Origin of the sequence: Aromatoleum aromaticum EbN1 (assembly GCF_000025965.1) — a bacterium.
GTDB lineage: Bacteria > Pseudomonadota > Gammaproteobacteria > Burkholderiales > Rhodocyclaceae > Aromatoleum > Aromatoleum aromaticum.
On the sequence record NC_006513.1, the window covers coordinates 810041 to 834931 of the forward strand.

General features: G+C 66.9%; 24 protein-coding genes, 2 tRNA genes and 2 pseudogenes. 19 read left to right on the forward strand and 9 right to left on the reverse strand.

The features are described from left to right. The first annotated feature begins 6 nt into the window (after positions 1-6). On the forward strand, positions 7-669 hold the full coding sequence (gene maiA, locus EBN1_RS03860; RefSeq protein WP_011236600.1) for a maleylacetoacetate isomerase: 663 nt from the start codon (positions 7-9) through the stop codon (positions 667-669). 94 nt (positions 670-763) lie between these two features. Here maiA and EBN1_RS03865 read toward each other — a convergent pair. Together EBN1_RS03865 and EBN1_RS03870 are read right to left on the reverse strand one after the other, a co-directional pair. Next, positions 764-997, reverse strand: a pseudogene (locus EBN1_RS03865) (LysR substrate-binding domain-containing protein); the annotation flags it as partial. Positions 998-1142: 145 nt separating this feature from the next. Then, positions 1143-1742, reverse strand: a pseudogene (locus EBN1_RS03870) (LysR family transcriptional regulator); the annotation flags it as partial. Between EBN1_RS03870 and EBN1_RS03875 the strand changes: the two are divergent. Further along, a complete protein-coding gene (locus EBN1_RS03875) occupies positions 1699-2895 on the forward strand; it encodes a YbfB/YjiJ family MFS transporter (RefSeq protein WP_011236602.1) in 1197 nt (398 codons plus the stop codon). The pseudogene EBN1_RS03870 and the gene EBN1_RS03875 overlap by 44 nt on opposite strands. 40 nt (positions 2896-2935) lie before the next feature. On the opposite strand, the gene ftsX is transcribed toward EBN1_RS03875, so the two are convergent. Genes ftsX through ftsY form a run of 3 tightly spaced genes read right to left on the reverse strand, consistent with a single transcriptional unit; the run spans position 2936 to position 5654 of the window. Next, the gene (ftsX, locus tag EBN1_RS03880) at positions 2936-3838 is read right to left on the reverse strand and encodes a permease-like cell division protein FtsX (protein WP_011236603.1); all 903 of its coding nucleotides are present in this window, start codon (positions 3836-3838) and stop codon (positions 2936-2938) included. Further along, entirely contained in the window at positions 3835-4497 is a 663-nt protein-coding gene (locus EBN1_RS03885; RefSeq protein ID WP_011236604.1) for an ATP-binding cassette domain-containing protein, read from the reverse strand. Before EBN1_RS03885 ends, ftsX begins: the two co-directional genes overlap by 4 nt. Next, positions 4494-5654, reverse strand: coding sequence for a signal recognition particle-docking protein FtsY (gene ftsY, locus EBN1_RS03890; RefSeq protein ID WP_011236605.1), 1161 nt, complete (start codon positions 5652-5654; stop codon positions 4494-4496). The genes EBN1_RS03885 and ftsY overlap by 4 nt, the downstream gene beginning before the upstream one ends. A gap of 140 nt (positions 5655-5794) precedes the next feature. Here ftsY and EBN1_RS03895 point away from each other — a divergent pair, with 140 nt between their 5' ends. Genes EBN1_RS03895 through EBN1_RS03915 form a run of 5 tightly spaced genes read left to right on the forward strand, consistent with a single transcriptional unit; the run spans position 5795 to position 9845 of the window. After that, complete coding sequence (locus tag EBN1_RS03895; protein WP_011236606.1) at positions 5795-7168, forward strand: M16 family metallopeptidase; 1374 nt, start codon at positions 5795-5797, stop codon at positions 7166-7168. A gap of 1 nt (position 7169) precedes the next feature. Beyond that, positions 7170-8552: a M16 family metallopeptidase gene (locus EBN1_RS03900; protein ID WP_011236607.1), complete on the forward strand. Its 1383-nt coding sequence runs from the start codon at positions 7170-7172 to the stop codon at positions 8550-8552. Then, positions 8549-9088 carry a 16S rRNA (guanine(966)-N(2))-methyltransferase RsmD gene (gene rsmD, locus EBN1_RS03905; RefSeq protein ID WP_011236608.1) on the forward strand — a complete coding sequence of 180 codons (540 nt, stop codon included), beginning with the start codon at positions 8549-8551 and terminating at the stop codon, positions 9086-9088. The genes EBN1_RS03900 and rsmD overlap by 4 nt, the downstream gene beginning before the upstream one ends. Next, positions 9085-9576 (forward strand): pantetheine-phosphate adenylyltransferase, encoded by a 492-nt coding sequence (gene coaD / locus EBN1_RS03910; protein WP_011236609.1) that lies wholly within the window; start codon positions 9085-9087, stop codon positions 9574-9576. Before rsmD ends, coaD begins: the two co-directional genes overlap by 4 nt. 14 nt (positions 9577-9590) lie before the next feature. Next, positions 9591-9845, forward strand: a complete 255-nt coding sequence (locus tag EBN1_RS03915; protein WP_041645708.1) for a YfhL family 4Fe-4S dicluster ferredoxin — start codon at positions 9591-9593, stop codon at positions 9843-9845. Positions 9846-9923: 78 nt separating this feature from the next. On the opposite strand, the gene EBN1_RS03920 is transcribed toward EBN1_RS03915, so the two are convergent. Then, positions 9924-11900: a dynamin family protein gene (locus EBN1_RS03920; protein WP_011236610.1), complete on the reverse strand. Its 1977-nt coding sequence runs from the start codon at positions 11898-11900 to the stop codon at positions 9924-9926. A gap of 156 nt (positions 11901-12056) precedes the next feature. Further along, positions 12057-12872, reverse strand: coding sequence for a bifunctional DNA-formamidopyrimidine glycosylase/DNA-(apurinic or apyrimidinic site) lyase (gene mutM, locus EBN1_RS03925; protein ID WP_011236611.1), 816 nt, complete (start codon positions 12870-12872; stop codon positions 12057-12059). A 194-nt stretch (positions 12873-13066) separates the two neighbouring features. On the opposite strand from mutM, the gene EBN1_RS03930 reads away from it, so the two are divergent. The 7 genes from EBN1_RS03930 (at position 13067) to pth (ending at position 18653) form a co-directional block, all read left to right on the forward strand. Continuing rightward, positions 13067-14788: a tetratricopeptide repeat protein gene (locus EBN1_RS03930; RefSeq protein WP_011236612.1), complete on the forward strand. Its 1722-nt coding sequence runs from the start codon at positions 13067-13069 to the stop codon at positions 14786-14788. Continuing rightward, entirely contained in the window at positions 14785-15369 is a 585-nt protein-coding gene (locus EBN1_RS03935; protein ID WP_041646900.1) for an outer membrane lipoprotein LolB, read from the forward strand. Before EBN1_RS03930 ends, EBN1_RS03935 begins: the two co-directional genes overlap by 4 nt. Beyond that, a complete protein-coding gene (gene ispE, locus EBN1_RS03940) occupies positions 15351-16205 on the forward strand; it encodes a 4-(cytidine 5'-diphospho)-2-C-methyl-D-erythritol kinase (protein ID WP_011236614.1) in 855 nt (284 codons plus the stop codon). The genes EBN1_RS03935 and ispE overlap by 19 nt, the downstream gene beginning before the upstream one ends. Positions 16206-16224: 19 nt before the next feature. Next, positions 16225-16301 (forward strand) — tRNA-Gln (locus EBN1_RS03945). Positions 16302-16376: 75 nt separating this feature from the next. Next, positions 16377-17327 carry a ribose-phosphate pyrophosphokinase gene (locus tag EBN1_RS03950; protein WP_011236615.1) on the forward strand — a complete coding sequence of 317 codons (951 nt, stop codon included), beginning with the start codon at positions 16377-16379 and terminating at the stop codon, positions 17325-17327. Positions 17328-17406: 79 nt separating this feature from the next. Next, positions 17407-18012, forward strand: coding sequence for a 50S ribosomal protein L25/general stress protein Ctc (locus EBN1_RS03955; protein WP_011236616.1), 606 nt, complete (start codon positions 17407-17409; stop codon positions 18010-18012). Positions 18013-18062: 50 nt separating this feature from the next. Further along, the gene (pth, locus tag EBN1_RS03960) at positions 18063-18653 is read left to right on the forward strand and encodes an aminoacyl-tRNA hydrolase (protein WP_011236617.1); all 591 of its coding nucleotides are present in this window, start codon (positions 18063-18065) and stop codon (positions 18651-18653) included. Between the two features lie 133 nt (positions 18654-18786). On the opposite strand, the gene EBN1_RS03965 is transcribed toward pth, so the two are convergent. Further along, positions 18787-18873: transfer RNA gene (locus EBN1_RS03965), tRNA-Leu, on the reverse strand. A 47-nt stretch (positions 18874-18920) separates the two neighbouring features. Here EBN1_RS03965 and queA point away from each other — a divergent pair. From queA to secF, 5 genes are all read left to right on the forward strand, one after another. Beyond that, positions 18921-19958 (forward strand): tRNA preQ1(34) S-adenosylmethionine ribosyltransferase-isomerase QueA, encoded by a 1038-nt coding sequence (gene queA, locus EBN1_RS03970; RefSeq protein WP_041646901.1) that lies wholly within the window; start codon positions 18921-18923, stop codon positions 19956-19958. Next, positions 19948-21060: a tRNA guanosine(34) transglycosylase Tgt gene (tgt, locus tag EBN1_RS03975; RefSeq protein WP_011236619.1), complete on the forward strand. Its 1113-nt coding sequence runs from the start codon at positions 19948-19950 to the stop codon at positions 21058-21060. Before queA ends, tgt begins: the two co-directional genes overlap by 11 nt. Before the next feature lie 98 nt (positions 21061-21158). Then, the gene (gene yajC, locus EBN1_RS03980) at positions 21159-21485 is read left to right on the forward strand and encodes a preprotein translocase subunit YajC (protein WP_011236620.1); all 327 of its coding nucleotides are present in this window, start codon (positions 21159-21161) and stop codon (positions 21483-21485) included. A 79-nt stretch (positions 21486-21564) separates the two neighbouring features. Continuing rightward, positions 21565-23430 carry a protein translocase subunit SecD gene (gene secD, locus EBN1_RS03985; RefSeq protein WP_011236621.1) on the forward strand — a complete coding sequence of 622 codons (1866 nt, stop codon included), beginning with the start codon at positions 21565-21567 and terminating at the stop codon, positions 23428-23430. 72 nt (positions 23431-23502) lie between these two features. Next, a complete protein-coding gene (secF, locus tag EBN1_RS03990; protein WP_011236622.1) occupies positions 23503-24435 on the forward strand; it encodes a protein translocase subunit SecF in 933 nt (310 codons plus the stop codon). A 95-nt stretch (positions 24436-24530) separates the two neighbouring features. Here the strand turns inward: secF and EBN1_RS03995 are convergent, their stop codons facing one another. Further along, positions 24531-24848 carry a DUF2322 family protein gene (locus tag EBN1_RS03995; RefSeq protein WP_011236623.1) on the reverse strand — a complete coding sequence of 106 codons (318 nt, stop codon included), beginning with the start codon at positions 24846-24848 and terminating at the stop codon, positions 24531-24533. Between the last annotated feature and the right edge of the window lie 43 nt (positions 24849-24891).

Below are 24891 nucleotides of genomic sequence, written 5' to 3' on the forward strand. Positions count from 1 at the left end.
CGAGCGATGCAGCTCTACAACTTCTTCCGCAGCGGAACGTCGCATCGTCTGCGCATCGCGCTGAACCTCAAAGGGCTCGACTACGAGTACGTCGCGGTCGACCTGCGCAGCGAGGAACACCTTGACGCCGCCTTCAGGGCGGTGAATCCGCAGGCGCTGGTGCCGGCGCTCGTGTCGGAGTCCACTGAGGGCGACCTGACGCTGATCCAGTCGCCGGCGATCATCGAGTGGCTCGAGGAACGCTACCCAACGCCGGCGCTGCTGCCCGCCAGCGCCGAGGATCGCGCCCGCGTGCGCGCGCTCGCCGCGATCGTCGGCTGCGACATCCACCCGATCAACAACCGCCGCATCCTGGAATACCTGCGGAAGACCCTCGGCTGCGACGAGGCGGCAGTGCTCGCGTGGTGCGGCACGTGGATCAAAGCCGGTTTCGACGCGCTCGAAGCGCTGCTCGCGGCCGACAAGTCGCGCGGCCAGTTCTGCTTCGGCAACACGCCGACGATCGCCGACGTCTATCTGATCCCGCAGGTGGAGAGCGCACGGCGCTTCAACGTCGATTTGTCACCGTACCCGAACATTCTCGCGGTCGACGCGGCGTGCGGGCAGCTCGACGCCTTTTGCCGCGCAGCACCGGCCATGCAGCCCGACGCCCCGCCGCCGACGGTCTGAACACCGGCGCCGTACAGGCCTGGAGATGCGCACGTGCCGCTCCCGGCGCCTGACTCGCCGCCTCCCGGTGCCTCGCCGGACCCGGCGGCGCTCGTCACGCGCTGTTCGTCACCGCGTCGGCAAGCGTCTTCAATGCTGCCAGCGGTCGCGCGTCGCGCAGGCGAACCATCCCGGTCGGCACGCGGCCGACCTCCGCCGGCAACGCCTCGATGACGAGTTCGGCGGCAAGCGGCGAGCGTTCGACGACGCGCCGCGGCATCAGCGTCCAGCCCAGCCCGACCGACACGCAGCCGAGGATTCCTTCGAGCGTGCCGAATTCCATCACGTCGGCGCACGCCTGCCCGCTCGCACGCTGCCAGGCAAGCGCCCGAGCGCGGTATGCACAGCCTGATCAACGGCAGCGCCTGCGGGCCCGCGCCGTCGGCGCACACTTGCACGAGTTCCTCGACGACAAGCTCGTCGAACTGAAGATCGGGGTGCTTCACCGGACCGGCAACGAACGCGCAGTCGAGCTTGTGGTCGAGCACCTTCTCGGTCAGCGCGGCACTGGTGTCCGCCTGCACCCGCAGTTCCAGCGCCGGATGTGCGGCGCGCACGGCCTTCAGCGCTGCGGGCAGGTGCAGCGCGGCGAAAGTCTCCATCGTGCCGATCCGCAATTCCCCTGCGCTCTCGCCGACCTGCCGCATCGCTGCGGTCGTCTGGCGTTCGAGCAGCAGCATCCGGCGCGCGTATTCGAGCAGCACCCGCCCGGACGGCGCGAGCTCGATCCCGCGCCCCTTGCGGAAAAAGAGTTCCGTTCCCAGCTCTTCCTCGAGCCGGCGGATGCGGCTCGTGACATTCGACTGTACGGTGTTGAGCTTGCGCGACGCAGCGAGGATGCCGCCCTCTTCGACGACGGCCTGGAAAGTCCGCAGCGCGACAAGTTCCATCACCCATCTCCAAAACAGAATTTTTCGTTCAGAACAAATCGTTTGTTTCGATAGATTATCCTGTCTATCGTGTCCGGTCGGAAGAACTGACGAGCCTCTGATGAACGAACAGAAAGAACGCATCAGGATTTTGTGCGCAGGCATCTTCAGCCTGATTCTCGTGCTCGGCGTCGCGCGCTTCGCGTATACCCCGCTGCTGCCGCTGATGCAGCAGCAGGCGGGGCTCGGGATCGCCGAAGCCGGCTGGCTGGCGGCCGTCAACTACGCCGGCTATCTCTCCGGCGCGGTGCTCGCGGCGATGATCAGCGACCTCGTGCTCAAGGACCGCCTGTACCGGATCGGGATGGTCGTCGCGGTCCTGAGCACCGCGATGATGGGCGTGACGACCGACTCCACCGTCTGGGCGGTGTCGCGCTTCGTCGCCGGGCTGAGCAGTGCCGCGGGCATGCTGTTCGGCACCGGGCTGATCCTCAACTGGCTGATCCGTCACAACCATCGCAGCGAACTCGGCATCCACTTCGCCGGAATCGGCCTCGGCATTGCCGGCTGCGCGGCAGCGGTCGCGCTGATGAGTTCGTGGCTCGACTGGCGCGAGCAGTGGTTCGCGTTCACCGCGTTCGGCTGCGTGCTCCTGGTGCCGGCGCTGCGCTGGCTGCCGCCGCCCGATCGCAGCGCGGTGACGAAAACCGGCGAAGTCATGGCCGACCGGCCGCCGACGGCGCTGTTCATGCGCCTTTTCATGATCGCGTACTTCTGTGCTGGGATCGGCTACGTCGTCAGCGCAACCTTCATCGTCGCGATCGTCGACCAGTTGCCGGGACTCGCCGGTCGCGGCACGCTGGTGTTCCTCGCGATCGGCGTCGCCGCGGCGCCGGCCTGCATCGTCTGGGACTTCGTCGCGCGCCGCACCGGCGACCTCAATGCGCTGATCCTCGCGGCAGCGCTGCAGATCGGCGGCATCCTGCTGCCGCTCGCCGGCGGCCTTCCGGCGGCGCTCGCCGGCGCGCTGCTGTTCGGCGGCACGTTCATCGGCATGGTCAGCCTCGTGCTGACGATGGCCGGCCGCTACTACCCGACGCGACCGGCGAAAATGATGGGCAAGATGACGGTCTCGTACGGCATCGCGCAGATCGCGGCCCCCGCGCTGACCGGCTGGCTCGCCGCGTCCCTCGGCGGTTACGCGGCCGGCCTGTATCTCGCCGCCGCAGCGATGGTCGTCGGCGTCGTGCTGCTGCTGGTGCTGAAAGCCGTCGACAGGCGCGAAGCCGCGGGGGCCGTGCCGGCATTCGAAGCCTGACCCGGACCGGACCATTCCGTCTCCGCAGTCCCCCGGAGCCTTACGTCAGGCGTTCGGCGAGATGACGGCGTACCGAGATCGCGCTGCCGAGCCAGCCGAGGAACGCGGCGAAGCCGAGGATCGCCGCACTCTCCTGGAGGCCGGGCCCGCTCAGCGTGAACAACGCGCCGTAAGTTTCGGCAAGGCTCGCGACCGGCCCGCGCAGCGCCTGCACCGTTGCCCACACCGTCGCCAGCGCGACACCGCCGCCGAGCAGGCCCTGCAGAGTGCCGAACCAGTAGAACGGGCGGCGAATGAACGGATCGGTCGCGCCAAGCAGGCGGCTGACGTCGATCTCGTGGCGCTGCGTGAGGATCTGCAGCCGGATCGTGTTGAACGTGACGATGGCGAGCGCGAAGCCGAGCAGCCCGGCGAGCAGCAGCACTGCGGACTGCCCGAGCCCGAGCAGCGCATGCAGGCGCTTGACCCACGCCGAATCGAGCTGCACGTGGGCGACTTCCGGCCATGCGGCAAAGCGCGCGTGCAGCGCCTCGTACGCAGCCGGATCGTCGCTGCCAGGCGTGACGATGAACGCGTCGGGCAGGGGGTTCGACGTCAGGCCGCCGAGCACGTCGCCCAAGCCGCTGTGCTCGAGTTGCCGCAGCGCTTCGTCCTTGGGCACATGGCGGTGGCCGGCGAGTTCGCCGTCGGCCCGCAGCCGCGTCTCGATCGCGGCGATGTCGGCGTCGGACGCATCCTGCGCCATGAACACGCTGATCTCGGGCGTCCCGGAGACGCCGCGTGCGAGCGACGCGACGTTGTCGAGGAGCAGGTAGCCGGCCGCCGGCAGCGACAGCGCGATGCCGACGACGAGCGCCGACAGCAGCGTTCCGAGCGGTTGCGCGACGAGGCGCCGCAGCGCCAGCGCGAACGCGCGCAGATGCAGCGAGAACCAGTTGATCATGCAGCGGCCTCGATCAGCAGGCCTTTGCCGAGCACGATCCGGCGCGGCTGGTGCCTGGCGAACAGGCGGTCGTCATGGGTCGACACCAGCACCGTGACGCCCGCCGCGTTGAAGGACTTGAAAAGGGTCGCGATCTCGGCGGCGTAGGCGGTGTCGAGGTGCGCGGTCGGCTCGTCGGCGATCAGGATCGAAGGCCGGTTGACGATCGCCCGCGCGATCGCGACCCGCTGCTGCTCGCCGCCGGACAGCCCGGCCGGCATTTCGCGCTCGCGCCCTGCGAGGCCGACGCGGTCGAGCGCAGCGGCAACGCGCTTTGCGGCATCACGCGGCGGGTGGCCGGTGATCACCAGCGGCAGCATCACGTTGTCGAACACGTTGCGGTCGTACAGCAGCCGGCTTTCCTGCAGCACCAGCCCGAGACTGCGGCGCAGGTACGGAATCGCGCGCCGCCGCAGGCCGGACACGTCCTGGCCGCTGATGCGCACCGTACCCGAAGTCGGGCGCTCGATCGCGGCGATCAGTTTCAGCAGCGTGCTCTTGCCCGCACCGGAGTGGCCGGACAGCACCGTGAGTTCGCCGGCAGGGATCTCGAAGCTCACGCCGGCGAGTGCGGTGTAGCCGCCGGGATAACGCTTCACGACCTCTTCGAAGACGATCATGCCGCGCTGCCGGCTCCATTCGTGTCGAACAGCGCGTCGACGAACTCGCGCGCCTTGAACGGCTGCAGGTCGTCGATTCCTTCGCCGACGCCGATGAAGCGCAGCGGCCGCGGGTACTGGCGTGCGATCGCCGCGACGACACCGCCTTTCGCAGTGCCGTCGAGCTTCGTGACGACGAGGCCGGTGACGCCGATCGCGCTGTCGAAAGCCTTCACCTGCGCCAGCGCGTTCTGGCCGATGTTGGCGTCGAGAACGAGCAGCACTTCGTGCGGCCCGCTCGGGGAAGCTTTCGCGATGACCCGTTTGACTTTCGCGATCTCGTCCATCAGGTGCAGCTGCGTCGGCAGCCGGCCCGCAGTATCGGCGAGCACGACATCGATGCGGCGTGCCTTGGCCGCGTTGATCGCGTCGAAGATCACCGCCGCCGAGTCGCCCCCGTCCTGCGCGATGACCGTGACGTTGTTGCGCTCGCCCCACGTCATCAGCTGTTCGCGCGCCGCGGCGCGGAACGTGTCGCCGGCGGCGAGCAGCACGCTCCTGCCCTGCGCCTGGAAATATTTCGCGAGCTTGCCGATCGAAGTCGTCTTGCCCGAGCCGTTCACGCCGGCGATCATGATGATGTAGGGGCTGTGGCCGGACACGTCGAGCGGTTCCTCGAGCGGCAGCAGGATCGCGTGCAGCTCGTCGGCGAGCGCCTTCTGCAGCTGGTCGGCAGTCTCGAGCCGGTCGCGCTTCCAGCGCTTGCGCAGTTCGCCGAGCAGGTGCTGCGTCGCCTCGACGCCGCAGTCGGCCATCAGCAGCGTCGCTTCGAGCTCCTCGAGCAGTTCCTCGTCGATCTTGCGCCGGCCGAAAAGGCTCGCGAGCCCCCCGCCAAGCTGCTGACGGGTGCGGCTGAGTCCCGCCTTGAGCCGCTCGGACCACGAACGTTTCGCGCCCGGCTTCGCGATCTCCGCGCCGAGCGGAACGGGAGTTTCAAAAGGAGCTTCGAGGGAAGCTTCAAGATCGGGACCGACCTCGGCAGGAGGTGCCGGCTGCACCGCTTCGGCGACCGGTTCGGCCTGATCGAGCGCAGGCTCCGCGGCCGGGATCTCGTCCGGCTGCGCCTTGTCTTCCACTGCATCGGGCTTCGCGGGCTTTTTTCTCAGGAAACCAAACATGGGTATTCGGGTCTGTTGTGACGTTTGAACTTCGGCGGCGCCGAAGTCCCAATAACGCTAAGATGCGGCTGCACGTTCGAGCGGCGCCGGGTTTCGCCCGGGCCGCGAGCCGCGAATTCTACCAGATGCAGGACATCTCCATGTTTCGCCAGAACTTTCCCCGCATCGCCCTGCTTGCCGCCGCGCTGTTCGCCACAGCGGGGCCGCTCCATGCTAATCCGTTCGAGACGACTCTCGACAACGGCATGCAAGTCATCGTCAAGGAAGACCGCCGCGCTCCGTCGGTGGTTCATATGGTGTGGTACGACGTCGGCGCGATGGACGAACCGGCAGGCGTCTCCGGCATCGCGCACCTGCTCGAACACATGATGTTCAAAGGCACGGAGAAAGTCGGCCCGGGCGAGTTCAACAAGCGCGTCGCCGCGGTCGGCGGGCGCGACAACGCGTTCACGTCGCGCGATTACACGGCCTATTTCCAGCAGATCCCGCCGGCCGAGCTGGACGACATGATGATGCTCGAAGCCGACCGGATGGCGAACCTGAAGATCACGCCTTCGCTGTTCGCACCGGAGCTCGACGTCGTGCGGGAGGAACGGCGCCTGCGCACCGAAGACGAGCCGCGCGCGCTGGTGCATGAACAGCTGATGGCCACGACGTTCCAGGCCCACCCGTATGGCCGTCCGGTGATCGGCTGGATGACCGACCTCGCCTCGATGACGGCCGAGGACGCGCGCACCTGGCACCGGAACTGGTACGCGCCGAACAACGCGCGCCTCGTCGTCGTCGGCGACGTCGACCACCAGGCGGTGTTCGACCTCGCCCGCCGCCACTACGGCGCGGTGGCCGCGCGCGACCTGCCGAAGCGCCGCGTCACGCCCGAACCGGAGCAGCTCGGCCCGCGCCAGAGCGTCGTCAGGGCGCCTGCCGAACTGCCGTACGTCGCGCTGGCATGGCGTGCGCCGACGCTGCGCGATCCGGCGAACGACCGTGACGTGTATGCGCTGCAGGTGCTCGCGGCGGTGCTCGACGGCTATGACGGCGCGCGCCTGCCACGCCGGCTGGTGCGCGAGACGCGCGTCGCGGTGTCGGTCGGCGCCGGCTACGACGGCACGGCACGCGGCCCGTCGCTGTTCACGCTCGACGCCGCTCCCGCAGTGGGTAAGACCGTGGCCGACGTCGCCGCGGCGCTGCGCGACGAGATCGCGCGCATCCAGAAGGAAGGGATCGCCGAGGACGAGCTCGAGCGGGTGAAGACGCAGACCATCGCCGGCGAAGTCTACAAGCGCGATTCCTTGATGGGGCAGGCGATGGAGATCGGCTTCCTCGAGGCGAGCGGCCTGTCGTGGCGCGACGAGGCGGCGCTGCTCGAAGGCGTTCGGCGCGTCACCGCCGCGGAGGTCCAGGCGGTCGCGCGCAAATATTTCACCGACACCACGCTGACCCGGGCACAGCTCGACCCGCTGCCCGTTCCTGCCGGACAGCCTCGCCCCGCGGCGCCGGCGACGAGGCACTAGCATGAACCCCACCGCCCTGATCCGGAAGATCGCCCCTGCCCGCGCGACGCTGCTCGCACTGGTGGCCTTCGCAAGCGTCGGCACGGCGATCGCCGGCCCGGACATCCAGCACTGGACCGCCCCGACCGGCGCCCGCGTGTTTTTCGTCGAAAGCCACGCGCTGCCGCTTGTCGACTTGCAGGTCACGTTCGCTGCCGGCGGCGCGCTCGACCCGGCAGGCGCGGCCGGCGTCGCGAGCCTGACGCGCAGCCTGCTCGACGCCGGCACGGAAAACCTGAACGAACAGCAGATCGCCGAACGGATCGCCGACACGGGCGCGCGCATCGGCGGCGGCACCGACAAGGACATGGCGACGCTGTCGGTACGCACCCTGTCGAGCGAAGCCGAGCGCGAAGCGGCGATCGGGCTCGCCGCGCGGCTGCTCGCGAAGCCGACATTCCCGGCGGAGATCCTAGAACGCGAGCGCGCGCGCAGCATCGCCGGCCTGCGCGACGCGCTGACGCGCCCGGACACGCTCGCCGCGCGCAGCTTCACCCGCGCGATCTACGGCGATCACCCCTATGGCCGGCTCGTCACCGTCGAATCGCTGCAGCGGATCACGCGCGACCAGATCGAAGCGTTTCACCAGGCGCACTACACCGCGCTCGCGGCCAGTGTCGCCATCGTCGGCGACGTCAGCCGCGAGCAGGCCGAACGGATCGCGGTCCGCCTCACCGAGGCCCTGCCCGCCGGGACGCCGCCCGCCCCGCTGCCCCCGCCGCAGCTTCCGCCCCGACTGATCGAACATATCGAACATCCGTCCGCACAGGCCCACATCCTCATGGGGATGCCGGGAATCTCGCGCGACGACCCGGATTACTTCCCGCTGGTCGTCGGCAACTACGTCCTCGGCGGAGGCGGCTTTGTGTCTCGGCTGACGAAGGAAGTGCGCGAAAAACGCGGCTTCGCGTACAGCGTCTTCAGCTCGTTCCAGCCGCTGCGCGTCGCCGGGCCGTTCGAAATCGGACTGCAGACGCGCGGCAGCCAGGCCAGGGAAGCGCGGCAGGTGACGCAGTCGGTGCTCGACGAATTCGTCGCCGCCGGCCCGAGCGCCGACGAACTGCAGGCGGCCAAGGACAACTTCATCAACGGCTTCGGGCTGCGGCTCGACTCGAACCGCAAGATCCTCGACTACGTGTCGATGATCGGCTTCTACGGCCTGCCGCTGGACTGGCTCGACACCTATCCGGAGCGCGCCGCCGAAGTCACCGTCGAGGCCGTGCGCGACGCTTTCTCGCGCCGCATTCGCGATGAACACCTGGTGACGGTGGTCGCTGGCGGCGACGGCGACGTGGTCGCGAACGGCGAACGTGTGCCGGCGGCCAGGGCGGAACCTTCCAATTGAGCAGGGTGCGGATCGTCGGCGGGGCGTGGCGCTCGCGCCTCATCGACGTCGCGAAAGTCCCGGGATTGCGGCCGACTCCCGACCGTGTGCGCGAAACGCTGTTCAACTGGCTCGGCCAGGACCTCACCGGCCTGACGTGCCTCGACCTGTTCGGCGGCTCGGGCATCCTCGGCCTCGAAGCGGCTTCGCGCGGCGCGTCCCGCGTGACCATCATCGAGCACGACGCTCGCGCGTTTGCCGCATTGCGACAGGCGGCCAGGGCGCTCGACGCGGAGCAGGTAGAGGTGATCCGCAGCGATGCGGTAAGATTCGCGCAAACAGCGCCGGAACCGTTCGACGTGGTCTTCCTCGATCCACCCTACAATCAAGGCTGGCTTGAGCGGTTGGAACCCTGGCTCGACCGGGTTCTGAAGCCGGACGGATGGCTCTACGCGGAGTCGGAAACGCCGGTAGGCGGACTTGGCGCCTGGCGGACGACGAAGCAGGGTCGTGCCGGCCAGGTCCATTTCCATCTCTTGCAAGGGAGGCAAGAATGAAGGAAGGGGTCGCTATTTATCCGGGAACGTTCGATCCGTTCACCCGGGGCCACGAGGATCTGGTGCGTCGCGCGTCGCTGCTGTTCAACAAAGTCGTCGTCGCGGTGGCCGAGAGCCACGGGAAAGCACCGATCTTCACGCTCGCCGAACGCGTCGAGATCGCCCGCGACGTGCTGGCGCCGTTCCCGAACGTCGAAGTCACCGGCTTCGACGGGCTGCTGATGGATTTCCTGCGGCAGCGCGACGCACGGCTGATCCTGCGCGGACTGCGTGCGGTGTCGGACTTCGAGTACGAATTCCAGATGGCCGGGATGAACCGGAAGCTGTTTCCCGACGTCGAAACGGTGTTCCTGACGCCGGCCGAAGAATACATGTTCATCTCGGCGACGATGGTGCGTGAAATCGCCCGCCTGGGCGGCGATGTCAGCAAGTTCGTGCAGCCTGCCGTAAATGAACGGTTGCTGCAGAAAGTGTCTTTGAAGCGATAGCGAGGAAGTGAAAGATGGCTCTGATGATTACGGACGAATGCATCAACTGCGATGTATGCGAACCGGAATGTCCCAATGGCGCGATCTACCAGGGGGATGAAATTTACGAGATCGACCCGAACAAATGTACCGAGTGCGTCGGCCATTTCGACGAACCGCAGTGCCAGCAGGTCTGTCCGGTCGACTGCATCCCGATGAATCCGGATGTGGTCGAAACGAAGGAACAACTGATGGAGAAGTTCGTCCGCCTGACCAGCCAGAAGGTCTGAGCAGGCGCTTCGCACTGCGAGGATCGGGCAGGCAAAGCGCACCGCAAGGTGCGCTTTCTTTTTTCCGGGCTGCGATGTTCAGGCGGCGCAGGGAACCGGCCCCCCGGACTGGGCAGACACCGGCAACACCGGCGCGCCGAGTATCGTCCGGATCGTTGCCTCGAGCCCCGCCAGTTCATCGAGCTGCGCAAGCATCGCGACTTCGGCCTGTTCGAGTTCGGCGATCCGCTCTTCGAGCGTGTCGGTCGCCTGGTGGATGCGCTTGACGCTTTCGAGCCGGCGCTTGAGCTGGAGTTGGTATTCCCGCACCTGCGTCTCGAGCGGCGACATCACTGCGCGCAGCCAGCGCTCGACGTCCCGGTTGGCGACTTCGAACGTGCGCCGCGCCTCGACTGCGACCGTTTCGAAGAATCGCTGCGTCAAGGTGTGCTTTTCGGTCGTCACGAGCGTGAGCGCCGTGTTGATCTGGCGATTGAAAGCCGCTTCGAGCCGTTCGAGTTCGCGCTCGTAACGCAATGTCGAAAACGCTTCGGGCGCGGCCAGCTTGAGTCCGTGCTCGACGCTGAAACGCTTGTACATGCTGTCGAGCATGCGCGTGATCTCGGCGATCTCGCCCGCCGATCGCGCCAGGCTGCCGCGCAGGTTTTCGAAGAAACCTTCCATCGCCGCGCTCAGGCCTTTCGAGAACGTGGATTCCAGCATGGCTTCGCGGGTGCGGCGCGTCTCGTCGCGCAACATGTCCATGCCCAGGTGGGCGAGCAGGTTGTTCGTCAGGTTCGAGAACACGCTGCGCACTGCGTAGTACTTCTGCAGCCCTTCCTCGAACTCGGTTTTTTCCGTGCGGATCTTGCGCATCATGTATTCGATGACGCTCTGGTTCTTGCCCCGCAGATCGGTGAGCTCGTGCAATTGCTCGCGCAGCCCGGAAAGCCGCGCGCCGAGGAGTTCGCGCGCCTGCAGGATCAGGTCGTCGGTTTCGCCGAGCGCACCATCGCGGACGATTTCCTGCTTCGTCGGCAGCAGCTCCTCGCCGAGCGCGCGCTCCAGCGCGCCGAGGCGACTGCGTTCGAGCAGCGCTTCGTCATCGTGGATCCGCGCGACCAGCCCTTTCTGTGCCGACACCGGGAAGACACTTTCCGCAGGCACTCCCAGCGCGCCCGCGACCGAGCGCAGTTGCCGGTCGATTTCCTCGTCGATGCGGGCCTCGTCGCGCAGACCGTCCCACAGACCATCGATCTTGTTCAGCACGACGAGTCCTCCCCTCCTCCCTCCGCCCGGGCCGCCGCGCACGTATTCGCGCCACACCGCGAGGTCGCTGTGCGTGACGCCGGTATCGGCTGCGAGGATGAACAGCACCGCGTGCGCATTCGGCAGCAGCGACAGCGTGAGCTCGGGCTCCGCACCGATCGCGTTGAGGCCCGGCGTGTCGAGCACGACCAGCCCCTGTTCGAGCAGCGGGTGCGGAAACTGGACCACGACGTGCCGCCAGCTCGGGATTTCGACGAGGCCGTCGAGGCCGGCCTTGAGCCCGTCCGCGCTGGCCGGATCGACTTCGAAGCCCAGCTGCCGTGCCTCGGTGGGCGACACCCGCTCGGTGTCGCCGACCCGCGAGAATCCCTGCTGCAGACTGCCGACCGAGCCGACGTCGAGCGGCAGCACGAGCCATTCCTGCGGGAACCGCTTGAGCTCGCTGACGTTCGCGTGCGTCGCCCGGGTACGGATCGGCAGCAGACGGATCTCGGGGCATGCATCCGCGCTCCATTGCAGTTCGGTCGGGCACATCGTCGTGCGGCCGGCGCTCGACGGCAGCACGCGGTCGCCATAGCCGGAGAAAAAAAGCGCGTTGATCAGTTCCGACTTGCCCCGCGAGAACTCGGCGACGAAAGCGACGGTGAGCTTGTCGTCGCGCAGGCGTTCGAGCACACACTGCAGCCGCAGGTCGCCCTGCGCATCGCCGATCTCGCTGTGCGACAGCCATTGGCGCAAGCGGCCGACAGCAGACGAGGCTGCGGCCCGCCACTGGCTGTAAGCCGAGAATTGGTCAACCAGGGTCATGTCGGTCTCGCTCGCACGCGGAGGTTCACCGCGCAAATATTACACACGGCGCCAGCATAACCCCGATTCCGGCACCATCCAATTTGGGACTGGCGCCAGGTAACGGGTGCATCCCGCCGGTATCGCTCCAGCGGGGAAAGGGTTTCCCGGAACCGCTCAGCGCCGCTGGCAGCGCGGGCAGAAAAAAGTCGAGCGCTGGCCGATCACGACACGACGAACGGGCGTTGCGCATACCCGGCACGCCAGGCCTTCACGCCCGTACACGAAGTACTGCTGCTGGAAATACCCGGCGCGCCCGTCCCCACCGACGAAGTCCCGCAACGTGCTGCCCCCGGCGTCGATCGCCGCGAGCAGCGTTTCGCGCACCGACGCGACAAGGCGCGCAAGGCGCTGCGGCCCGATCGCGCCGGCCGGTGCGAGCGGATGGATGCGGGCGCGGAACAGGCTCTCGGACGCGTAGATGTTGCCGACTCCGACGACACGGTGCGCATCCATCAGCGTCTGCTTGATCGAGAGCCGCACTCCACGCGTCGCTTCATGCAGCCAGGCGCCGGTAAAACCGCGCTCGAGCGGCTCGCGCCCGAGCGCCGCGAGCAGCGGGTGGGACAAGCCGTCGCCCGCATGCCACAGCACGAGGCCGAACCGGCGCGGATCGCGCAGCCGCAGCGCCTCGGCACCGAACACCAGGTCGACGTGATCGTGCACGCCCGCGGGCTCGTCGGCCGACACCACCCTGAGGCTGCCGGACATGCCAAGATGCACGAGGACGCTGCCGTGCGGAAAATCCAGCAGAAGGTATTTCGCACGGCGCCGCACGCCCTGCAGTCGCTCGCCGACGAGCGTCTGCGCGAGATCCGCGGGCACTGGCTGGCGCAACCGCGGATTGCGCACTTCGAGCGCAGTCAGGGTCCGCCCGGCGACGAGCGGGCGAATGCCGCGGCACGTGATTTCCACCTCCGGCAATTCCGGCATCGGCAATCCTTCTTCGAATTCCTCGCGCAAGCGCGTGCTTGCTCATGCGACGTGAAACTGCATAACATGGGGCGAACGGAATCGCCTCCGGCCCTTCTAATCCACCACCACCTCGTTGGCGGACCCCAGCATACAGCCGGATACGGCGGCTTGCTGCGTCCGCAGCTTCACGGAATCCCCCTCGGGCATCAACCATGAATCGCACTCTTTCCCTGCTCACTGCCGGCCTCGGGCTGGCGATCGCGTTTGCGTTCCCGGCATTCGCCCAGACGGCCGACGCCGAAGCTGATGCCCCCTCGGCGGAGTCGACCGGCATTCCCGGGCAGACACTGACTGCGCAGATGCTGTACACATTCCTGCTGGCCGAGATTGCCGGGGCCCGCGGCGAAATCGGCATCTCGGTGCAAGCCTACCTCGATCTGGCGCAACGCACGCGCGACCCGCGCATCGCGCGGCGCGCAGTCGAAATCGCGCTGTTCGCGCGCAACCTGTCCGCCGCCACCGAAGCTGCCAGGATCTGGATCGACGTCGAGCCCGAGTCCGCCGAAGCCCGGCGCGTGATGGCCGGAATTCTCTCCGGCGGCAGCGGGCAGCTCGAGCAGGTGCAGATCCAGCTCGCGCGCCTGCTGGCAGAGTCGCCGGACCAGATCGAAAACCACCTGATGGGGCTCAACCGCGCATTCGCGCGCATCGACGACAAGCAGGCGGTGAAAGGCATCATCGACCGCCTGACCGAACCGTACCTCGACCTCCCCGAGGCGCAATTCGCCCGCGCCCAAGCCGCGATCGCCGCCGACGACGCGATCGCATCGCTCGCCGCGATCGACCTCGCGCTCGGGCTTCGCCCGGATTGGGAGCTTGCGATCCTGTTCAAGGCGCAGCTGCTGGCGCAGTCCGATTCGCCCGACGCGGCGCTGCAGCTCATCAAGGAGCATATCGACCGTCACCCCGAGAGCCAGAACGCGCGCGTTGCCTACGCGCGGGGCCTTGTTTCGGCACGCCGCTTCGAGGCGGCACGCGACGAGTTCCGCAAGCTCCTCGACAACGCGCCAAACGATCGCGACCTGATGTACGCGGTCGGCCTTCTGTCGGCCCAGCTCGACGATTTCGACGCCGCCGCGCCACTGCTCGAGCAGGCGCTGAACGCCGGCCATCCGGAAGCGGACGGTATCCGCCTCAACCTCGGCCAGATCGCCGAACGCCGCGACGACAGCGAAGGCGCGCTGCGCTGGTACCGCACAGTCGAGCACGGACGCCACCACACCGACGCCCAGATCCGCATCGCGGCGCTGCTCGCGCAACAGGGGAAACTGCAGCAGGCGCGCGAACATCTGCAGTCGGTGCAGGCCGGACCCGACACGATCAAGCGGCTGCGGCTCGCCGAAGCGCAACTGCTGCGGGCCGAAGGGCGCGAAGCCGAAGCGCTCGAACTCATCGACGGCGAACTGCGCAAGGCGCCTGAAGACCCGGACCTGCTCTACGAGTCGTCGATGCTCGCCGAACAGCTCGGGCAGCTCGACGTCATGGAAGGGCGCCTGCGCAAGCTCATCTCCCTGCAGCCCGACCACGCCCACGCCTACAACGCGCTCGGGTATTCGCTGGCCGACCGCGGACTGCGCCTCGACGAAGCCGAAGCGCTGATCGGCCGCGCGCTGGAACTGACGCCCGGCGATCCCTTCATCCTCGACAGCATGGGCTGGGTCAACTTCCGGCAGGGCGACGCGGCCACGGCGCTCGCACATCTCGAAAAAGCCTACAGCCTGCATCCCGACCCCGAAATCGCCGCCCACTTGGGCGAGGTATTGTGGAGCCTGAACCGCCAGGCCGACGCCACGCGGATCTGGAACGAAGCCTTGCAGGCTCACCCCGACAGCACGGTGTTGAAGAACATCATGCAGCGTTTCGGCCAGCGATGAACCGGCCTCTTGCAGGGTTTGTGGCGATCGCGGCGCTCACGACCGTCGCGCTGACCGGCTGCGCGATCCAGCCCGCCCCGCCGGCGGCGACAGTCGCGCCGCGGCCGATCGCCTCCGCGTTCGAACTCGAAGGCCGCATTTCGGCGACCGATGGCGAGCGCGCTGCGAACGGCGGGTTGCAGTGGTTTCATTCGCCGGCCGTGGACGAATGGACCGTCCTGAGCCCGCTCGGCCAGATCGTCGGCCAACTCGTCACGTCCGCGGAAAGCGCCCGACTACGCACCGCTGACGGGCGCGTCGAGCACAGCGACGACGCCGCTGGCATGCTGCACCGGTTGCTCGGTGTCGCCGCACCGCTCGACGGGCTTGCCTACTGGGTGCAGGCGGCGGCACGCCCTGACGCCCGCGTGCTCGGCACAGATGAGCGGGGCCGTCCGGCGCGCATCACCGACGCCGGCTGGACGATCGACTACGTCGAATATGCCGGCGCTGCGGTCGACGCGGTGCCACGCCGGATCGATGCCCACTGGGGCGACGCCCGTATCCGGCTTATCATCGATCAATGGACACCGCTGAACTGACCCGTCTCGCCGATTGCCCGGCGCCGGCGAAGCTGAACCTCTTCCTGCATGTCATCGGGCGCCGTCCGGATGGCTACCACCTGCTGCAAACGGCGTTTCGCCTGCTCGACTGGGGCGACGCGCTGTCGTTCGAGCTGCGCCATGACGGCGTCGTCGCACGCGCCACCGATCTTCCCGGCGTTTCTGCCGAGCATGACCTCGTCGTGCGCGCCGCGCGGCTGCTGCAGTCATACACCGGCTGCCGCCTCGGCGCCGACATCCGCGTCGACAAGCGACTGCCGATGGGTGGCGGTCTCGGCGGCGGCAGTTCGGACGCCGCGACGACGCTGATCGCGCTGAACCGTCTGTGGCGCACCGGCGTCCGCGGTGAAGAGCTCACCGCGCTCGGGCTGCGGCTCGGCGCCGACGTCCCGTTTTTCATCTTCGGCCGCGACGCGTTCGCCGAAGGCGTCGGCGACGAACTGCGCCCGCTCGACCTCCCGCCAGCCTGGTACGTCGTCGTCGCGCCGCCGGTCACGGTACCCACCGTGGAAATTTTTGCAGCAGGGGAGTTGACGCGGGATACCGAACCCATCAAAATTACGGACTTCGCAGCGAGCACCACTCGTAACGATCTGCAAGCAGTTGCCTGCAGCCGTTATCCCGAGATCGGTGCAGCAATCGACTGGCTGGCGCAGTTTGCGCCGGCGCGAATGACCGGTTCGGGCGCCTGCGTATTTGCGCAGGTGGCAAGCGAGGACGACGCCGAACGCATCGTCGCAAGCTGCCCGGGGTCGTACCGGGCATGGAAAGCGCGCAGCGTGATGCAGCATCCGCTTCGTGGCTGGGTCGGTTGAGCGGGCGAAAAGGTTTTACTGGGGAGTCGCCAAGTTGGTCAAGGCACCGGATTTTGATTCCGGCATTCGAAGGTTCGAATCCTTCTTCCCCAGCCAGTAAATTACGGGCAGGCCGCGCGCCTGCCCGTATCGTTTCATCCTCGCCATCCTATCGGCATCGGAGTTTCGGACATGGCCTACGGCAGCCTGATGGTCTTCACCGGCAACGCCAACCCCAAGCTTGCCGCGGACGTCGTTCGCAGACTGGGCATTTCGATCGGGGCGGCCACGGTGGGCCGGTTCTCCGACGGTGAAGTCAATATCGAACTGCTCGAAAACGTCCGCGGCAAGGACATCTTCGTGCTGCAGCCGACCTGCTCGCCGACGAACGAGAACCTGATGGAACTGCTGGTCCTCGTCGATGCGCTCAAGCGCGCGTCCGCAGGCCGCATCACCGCCGCGATCCCGTACTTCGGCTACGCCCGCCAGGATCGCCGCCCGCGCTCGGCGCGCGTGCCGATCACCGCGAAAGTCGTCGCCAACATGCTGCAGGCCGTCGGGGTGCAGCGCCTCCTGACGATGGACCTGCACGCCGACCAGATCCAGGGCTTTTTCGACATCGCGGTCGACAACGTCTATGCCGCACCGGTACTGCTCGCCGACCTCGACAAGCAGAAATACGACGACCTCCTGGTCGTGTCGCCCGACGTCGGCGGCGTCGTGCGCGCCCGCGCATTCGCGAAGCGCATGGAATGCGATCTGGCGATCATCGACAAGCGCCGCCCGAAGGCGAACGTGTCCGAAGTGATGAACATCATCGGCGAGGTCAAGGATCGCACCTGTGTGATCATGGACGACATCGTCGACACCGCCGGCACGCTGTGCAAGGCTGCGACCGCGCTGAAGGCAAACGGCGCCCGCCGCGTCCTGTCGTACTGCACCCACGCGGTGCTGTCGGGGTCGGCAGCGGCGCGTATCGCCGATTCCGATCTCGACGAGCTGGTCGTCACGGACACCATCCCGCTGCGCGACGACGCCAAAGCCTGTCCGCGCATCCGCCAGGTCTCGGTCGCCTCGCTGCTCGCCGACACCGTGCTGCGGATCAGCAACGAGGAATCGGTCAGCTCGCTGTTCATGGAATGAATCTTCGCTGCCGGCACGAGCCGGCGGCCCAACCCATCCGCCTGGTCGCGGGCGGATCGTTTCAACCAGGAGTCACACAATGCAAATCGTATTCAAGGCCACCCAGCGCGTGGAACAGGGCACGGGTGCGAGCCGCCGCCTGCGTCGCGCCGGCCAGATCCCCGGCATCATCTACGGTGCCGACACCGACGCCCAAGCGATCACTGTCGACCACAACGAGCTCTACCACCTGCTGAAGAAGGAAACTTTCCACGCTTCGGTGCTGATGATCGAGCTCGAAGGGGCAAAGCACACCGTCGTGCTGCGCGACGTCCAGTGGCATCCGTACAAGCAGCAAGTGCTGCACCTCGACTTCCAGCGCATCGATGCAGGCCACCAGCTCCACCTGAAGGTGCCGCTGCACTTCATCAACAACGACACCAACCCTGCGGTCAAGCTCGGCGGCTGCATGATCTCGCACACGATGACCGAACTCGACATCGCGTGCCTGCCGGCGAACCTGCCTGAATTCATCGAAGTCGACCTGCAGAGTCTCGAAGCCGGCCAGTCGATCCACGTCTCGCAACTCAAGCTGCCCGAAGGCGTCGAGGCCGTCCACCACGGCGAAGGCGACCCGGTCGTCGCGACCGCGCTGACCGTCAAGGGCGGTGCAGCCGAAGCCACGGAAGGCGAAGTCGCGGCCTGAAGCTGCGATTTCTCGCTCGCCGCCCGCCAGGACACGGGGACACCGATCCGATGAGCGCCGCAGCTCCGCGCCTTGTCGTCGGCCTCGGCAATCCCGGTGCCGAATACACCGAAACCCGGCACAACGCCGGGTTTCGGTTTTGTGAGCGGCTCGCCGACAAGCTCGGAGTGCGCTTCAGCCACGAGTCGCGTTTTCATGGCTTCGTCGCCAATGCACGCGACGCCGGCGTGTGGCTGCTGATGCCGCAGACCTACATGAACCGCTCGGGCCAGGCGGTCGGGGCGTTGGCGCGCTTCTACCGCATCGCACCAGCCGAGATTCTCGTCGTGCATGACGAGCTCGACATTCCTCCGGGCCAGTTGCGCCTGAAATTCGGCGGCGGACTCGGGGGCCACAACGGACTCAAGGACACGTCTGCCCACCTCGCCACCAACGATTACTGGCGGCTGCGCATCGGTATCGGCCATCCCGGCGACCGCAACGAAGTCGTGAATTACGTGCTGAAACCCGCGCGCCGCGAAGAACAGGGGCAGATCGACGAAGCGCTCGACCGCGCGCTCGCCGCATGGCCGATGATCGCGCGCGGCGAATGGAACGCTGCCACCACCCGCCTCAACGCCCGCCCGGCGGCACTGAAGTAGGCGGAAAAATGGCGTCCGACGTTTCGCCCCCTGCCGACGGCCGTTCGCATGGCGAGTTACCGCGAAATTGCCGCCGCCCACAGGCCACTTCAATTGCAAGCCATTGATTCTACAATTAGAATCATGCCTTGACTGGTGCCGGGAGAGGGACTCGAACCCTCACAGTGTTACCACCGGCGGATTTTGAATCCGCTGCGTCTACCGATTCCGCCATCCCGGCAGGGAAGCGCCGCATTATCCATGAAACTGCCCGCGAGCAGCAAGCGCATGTCACTGACTCTCGACGATTTCGATTACCTACTCCCGCCCGAACTGATCGCCCAGGCGCCGCTCGCCGAGCGCTGCGCCAGCCGCCTGCTGGTGCTCGACGGCGAGCGCCTCGACGATCGCGGTTTCTGCGACCTGCCCGAACTGGTGCAGCCTGGCGATCTGCTGGTATTCAATGACACACGAGTCATCCACGCGCGCCTGTACGGTACGAAGGAAACCGGCGGCCACATCGAAGTCCTCATCGAACGCGCGATCGGCCCGCACGAAGCGCTCGCCCAGGTCCGCGCGAGCAAGTCGCCGCGCGCCGGCAGCCGCCTGCGCCTGGCCGACGCGTTCGACGTCACGGTGCTCGGCCGCGTCGGCGAATTCTTCCACCTGCGCTTTCCCGACAGCCACGACGTCCTCGATCTGCTAGAACACCACGGCAAGCTGCCGCTGCCGCCGTACATCGACCGCAGTGCCGACGAGCACGATGAATCGCGCTACCAGACCGTGTATGCGCGCGAGCGCGGTTCGGTCGCGGCACCGACCGCCGGGCTTCATTTCGACCAGCCGATGCTCGCTGAACTGGCGAAGAAAGGCGTGCACGGTGCATGGCTGACGCTGCACGTCGGCGCCGGCACTTTCCAGCCGGTACGCGTCAATGACCTGGGCGAGCACCGCATGCACCGCGAACGCTACGTGATACCGCAGGAAACCGTGGCTGCGATCGCCGCGACGCGCGCCGCCGGGCGCCGCGTCATCGCAGTCGGCACGACGAGCTTGCGCGCGCTCGAGGGCGCCGCACAGGACGGACCGCTCGAAGCGGGCACCGGCGAAACCGAACTCTTCATCCTGCCCGGCTACCGCTTCCAGGTCGTCGATGCGTTGATCACGAATTTCCACCTGCCGAAATCGACGCTGCTGATGCTGGTATCGGCGTTCGCGGGCCTCGAGCCGATGCGTCGCGCCTACACGCACGCCGTCGGTCACTCCTACCGATTCTTCAGCTACGGCGATGCCATGTTCATCACCCACCGCAACGATGCAATTTGAACTCCTCGCCCAGCACGGCGCCGCGCGCCGCGGCCGCCTGACACTCGCCCACGGCACCGTCGACACTCCGGCGTTCATGCCGGTCGGCACCTATGGCACCGTCAAGGCGATGACCCCCGCCGCGCTCGCCGACACGGGCGCGCAGATCTGTCTCGGCAACACGTTCCACCTGTGGCTGCGCCCCGGGCTCGACGTCGTCGCGGCGCACGGCGGGCTGCACCGCTTCATGAACTGGGACCGGCCGATCCTCACCGATTCCGGCGGCTTCCAGGTGTTCAGCCTCGGCGCGCTGCGCAAGATCAGCGAGGAAGGGGTGAAGTTCGCGTCGCCGATCGACGGCGCGAAGCTCTTCCTGACGCCGGAAGAGTCGATGCGCATCCAGACGGTGCTGAATTCAGACATCGCGATGATTTTCGACGAATGCACGCCGCACCCCGCGACGCACGACGAGGCGGCGAAGTCGATGCAGCTGAGCCTGCGCTGGGCGCGGCGCTCGCGCGACGAGTTCGACCGGCTGGCGAACCCCAACGCGCTGTTCGGCATCGTCCAGGGCGGCATGTTCGAAGACCTGCGCGATGAATCGCTGGCCGCGCTCGATGCGATCGGCTTCTCCGGCTACGCGATCGGCGGCCTGTCGGTCGGGGAACCGAAGGAAGACATGGCGCGCATCCTCGCCCACACCGCACCGCGCCTGCCCGCCGGTCGGCCGCGCTACCTGATGGGAGTCGGCACGCCGGAGGACATCGTCGCCGGCGTAGCAGCCGGGATCGACATGTTCGACTGCGTGATGCCGACCCGCAATGCGCGAAACGGCTGGCTCTTCACCCGCTACGGCGACATCAAGATCAAGAACGCGACGCACAAGCAGGACACCCGCCCGCTCGATCCGTCGTGCGACTGCTACACCTGCCGCAACTTCAGCCGCGCCTATCTGCACCACCTGCACCGTGCCGGCGAAATCCTCGGCAGCATGCTGAACACCATCCACAACCTGCGCTATTACCAGACGCTGACAGCGGAACTGCGCGCAGCGATCGCCGCCGGCGACCTGGATAGCCACGCCGCGCGCTTCCGCGCGGATCGTTCGACCGGCGCCTGTTGACAAACGAACGGCTGCGGCACCCGCCGCGCCGTCGCGACGGGTCGCGACTTATCCTGCTGCTATAATCGGCCGCTTTACGCAACCATCCGGAGTCCCACGTGTTCATTTCCAACGCTTACGCCCAGGCCGCACCTGCGGGCGATCCGACCGGCGGCCTGATGGGCATGCTGCCGCTGATCCTGATGTTCATCGTGCTGTGGTTCCTGATGATCCGCCCGCAGATGAAGCGCGCGAAGGAACACAAGGCGATGGTCGCTGCGATCGCGAAAGGCGACGAAATCGTCACCCAGGGTGGCATTGCCGGTCGCGTGACCCAGGTGGGCGAAAATTTCCTGCACGTCGAAGTGGCCGACAACGTCAATGTCGTCGTCCAGGCCCAGTCGGTCACCAACGTGCTGCCGAAAGGCACGCTGAAGACCCTGTAAGGCCCGCGCGGCGGCGCGAGCGTGCCGCTCCGCCGTCGTGCCCGCGCCCGGCGCCTCCCCACCCCATTTCATTCAAGTCATGAACCGCTACCCGCTCTGGAAGAACATCCTCATTGGTCTGGTCCTGTTCTTCGGCCTGATCTACACCCTTCCCAACTTCTACGGTGAAGTCCCCGCAGTTCAGGTCTCCAGCGGCAAAGCCACGCTCAAGCTCGACCCCGCGCTGGTCGCCCCGATCGAACAGACGCTGCGCGACGCGGAAGTTCCCTACGACGGCCTGTTCGTCGACGGCAACAGCATCCGCGTGCGGCTCGGGAGCACCGAAGATCAGCTGCGCGCGAAGGACTCGATCGAGAAGCGGCTCAATCCCGACCCCAGCGATCCTTCCTATATCGTCGCGCTGAACCTGCTGTCGGCTTCGCCGACCTGGCTCACCGCGATCCACGCGCTGCCGATGTACCTCGGCCTCGACCTGCGCGGCGGCGTGCATTTCCTGCTCGAAGTGGACATGCCGGGCGCGATCACGAAGCGTCTCGACGCGACCGCCGGCGACCTGCGCACGCTGCTGCGCGACAAGGACGTGCGCCACGCCGGCATCGTGCGGGAAGGCAATACCGTTCAGCTGCGCTTTCGCGACGCCGCACAGCGCGAGGCGGCTCGCAACGCGATCCTCAACAGCACGCGCGACCTCCAGCTCGTCGACCGCGACGATGGCTCGACCGACCTGAAGCTGATCGCGACGCTGACACCGGTCGCCCAGCAGACGATCCGCGACTTCGCGATCAAGCAGAACATCACGACGCTGCACAACCGCATCAACGAGCTCGGCGTCGCCGAACCGGTGATCCAGCAACAGGGCGCCAACCGTATCGTGGTGCAGCTACCGGGCGTGCAGGACGTCGCGAAGGCGAAAGACATCCTCGGGCGTACCGCGACGCTCGAAGTGCGCATGGTCGACGACAGCCCGGGCGCACTCGAAGCCGCACTCGCCGGCAACGTGCCGTTCGGCACCGAGCTCTACACCGAGCGCGGCGGCTCGCCGCTGCTGGTGCGCTCGCAGGTCGTGCTGACCGGCGACCGCCTCACCGATGCGCAGCCCGGCTTCGACGGACAGACCAACGAACCGGCCGTGCACCTGACGCTCGACGCCGCCGGCAGCCGCATCTTCCGCGACGTCACGCGCGAGAACGTCGGCAAGCGCATGGCGATCCTGCTGATCGAAAAAGGCAAGGGCGAAGTCGTCACCGCACCGGTGATCCGCAGCGAGATCGGCGGCGGCCGCGTGCAGATCTCCGGCAGCATGACGACGACCGAAGCGAACGACGTCGCGCTGCTGCTGCGCGCTGGCAGCCTCGCCGCGCCGATGGAGATCATCGAGGAACGCACCGTCGGCCCGAGCTTGGGCGCCGACAACATCGCCAAGGGGTTCAATTCGACGCTGTGGGGTTTCATCGCGATCGCAGTGTTCATGATCGCCTACTACATGCTGTTCGGCCTGATCTCGGCGATCGCGCTGGCAGCGAACCTGCTGCTGCTGGTCGCGCTGCTGTCGCTGCTGCAGGCGACGCTGACCCTGCCCGGCATCGCGGCGATGGCGCTGACGCTGGGCATGGCGATCGACGCGAACGTGCTGATCAACGAACGGATTCGCGAGGAACTGCGCAACGGCGTGTCGCCGCAGGCGGCGATCCACACCGGCTACGATCGCGCGTTCGACACCATCCTCGACTCGAACATCACGACGCTGATCGCCGGCATCGCGCTGCTGGTGTTCGGCTCCGGCCCGGTGCGCGGCTTCGCGGTCGTGCACTGCCTCGGCATCCTGACGTCGATGTTCAGCGCGATCCTGATCTCGCGCATGCTCGTGAACCTGATCTACGGGCGGCGCCGCAAAGTCGAGAGCCTGTCGATCGGCCAGATCTGGAAACCCGGCAAAGCCGGCTGAACGAGCACCGGACGAACACGCAAGGAACGCGGCGCCCGGCCGCCGCCCCTGACGCAACCAAAGGCTTGAGAAATGGAATTCTTCCGCATCAAGAAAGATATCCCGTTCATGCGCCATGCGCTGACGTTCAATATCATCTCACTCATCACTTTCCTGCTCGCAGTGTTCTTCCTCGCGACCAGCGGCCTGCACCTGTCGGTCGAATTCACCGGCGGCACGCTGGTCGAAGTCACCTACCCCGAGGCGCCCGAACTGGAACCGATCCGCGAGGCGCTCGGCGATGCCGGCTACCCTGACGCCCAGGTGCAGAATTTCGGCAGCGCCCGTGACGTGCTGATCCGTCTGCCGAACCGCGACGATCTGGACACCGCGCGGGTTTCCGAGCTGACCCTAGCGACGTTGCAGTCGGTCGCCGGCCCCACGCCGGAGCTGCGGCGCGTCGAGTTCGTCGGCCCGCAGGTCGGCAAGGAACTCGCAACCGACGGCGCAATGGCGCTGCTGCTGGTGATCTTCGGCATCGTCGTGTACCTGGCGATCCGCTTCGAATGGCGCTTCGCGGTGTCCGCGATCATCGCCAACCTCCACGACGTCATCATCATCCTGGGCTTCTTCGCGTTCTTCCAGTGGGAATTCTCGCTGCCGGTGCTCGCTGCCGTGCTGGCAGTGCTCGGCTACTCGGTGAACGAGTCGGTCGTCGTGTTCGACCGCGTGCGCGAAACCTTCAAGAAGCGCCGCAACCTCTCGACGCCCCAGGTGCTCGACCACGCGATCACTTCGACGATCTCGCGCACGGTGATCACCCACGGCAGCACGCAGATAATGGTGCTGTCGATGCTGCTGTTCGGCGGCGCGACGCTGCACTACTTCGCGATGGCGCTGACGATCGGCATCCTGTTCGGCATTTACTCATCCGTGCTCGTCGCGAGCCCGCTCGTGATGTGGCTCGGCGTATCGCGCGAGCAGTTCGTCAAGCCGAAGCGGGAAAAGGAAGAAGCGGTCGTGTGATCGCCACGCGAGGCGATGCCGGTCCCTCGCAACGCAATACCACTCCGGGGGCGCCTCGACGCGCCCCCGCCCGGAGCACTTTCAACGCGCGAGCGTCATACCGCGAAAACCTGCTTCACGCGCAGCGTTTCGCCGCGCTCGATCAGGCCGATCAGGCGGTCGATGTTCGGATGCTTGCCGGGATTCGCGCGGGCGTCCTCGCTGTGCTCGGCGTACAGCTCGAGCCCTTTCCGCGCCGCTTCGACACCGATCGCGCCGTAAAGCTGCGCGAGGTGGTTATAGACTGCCAGCGAGCCGGCCTGCCCGGCCTTGTTCTCGATTGTGGCGACGATCGAATCGTCCACGTCGATGAGGTTCAGCGCGGCCAGGTGCGAGATTTTCGGCAACTGCTTGAGGTTGTCGGCAAAAGCCATTGGAACTCCAGTCGATTGCGATGGCGGCAGAACGCCGCCCGCA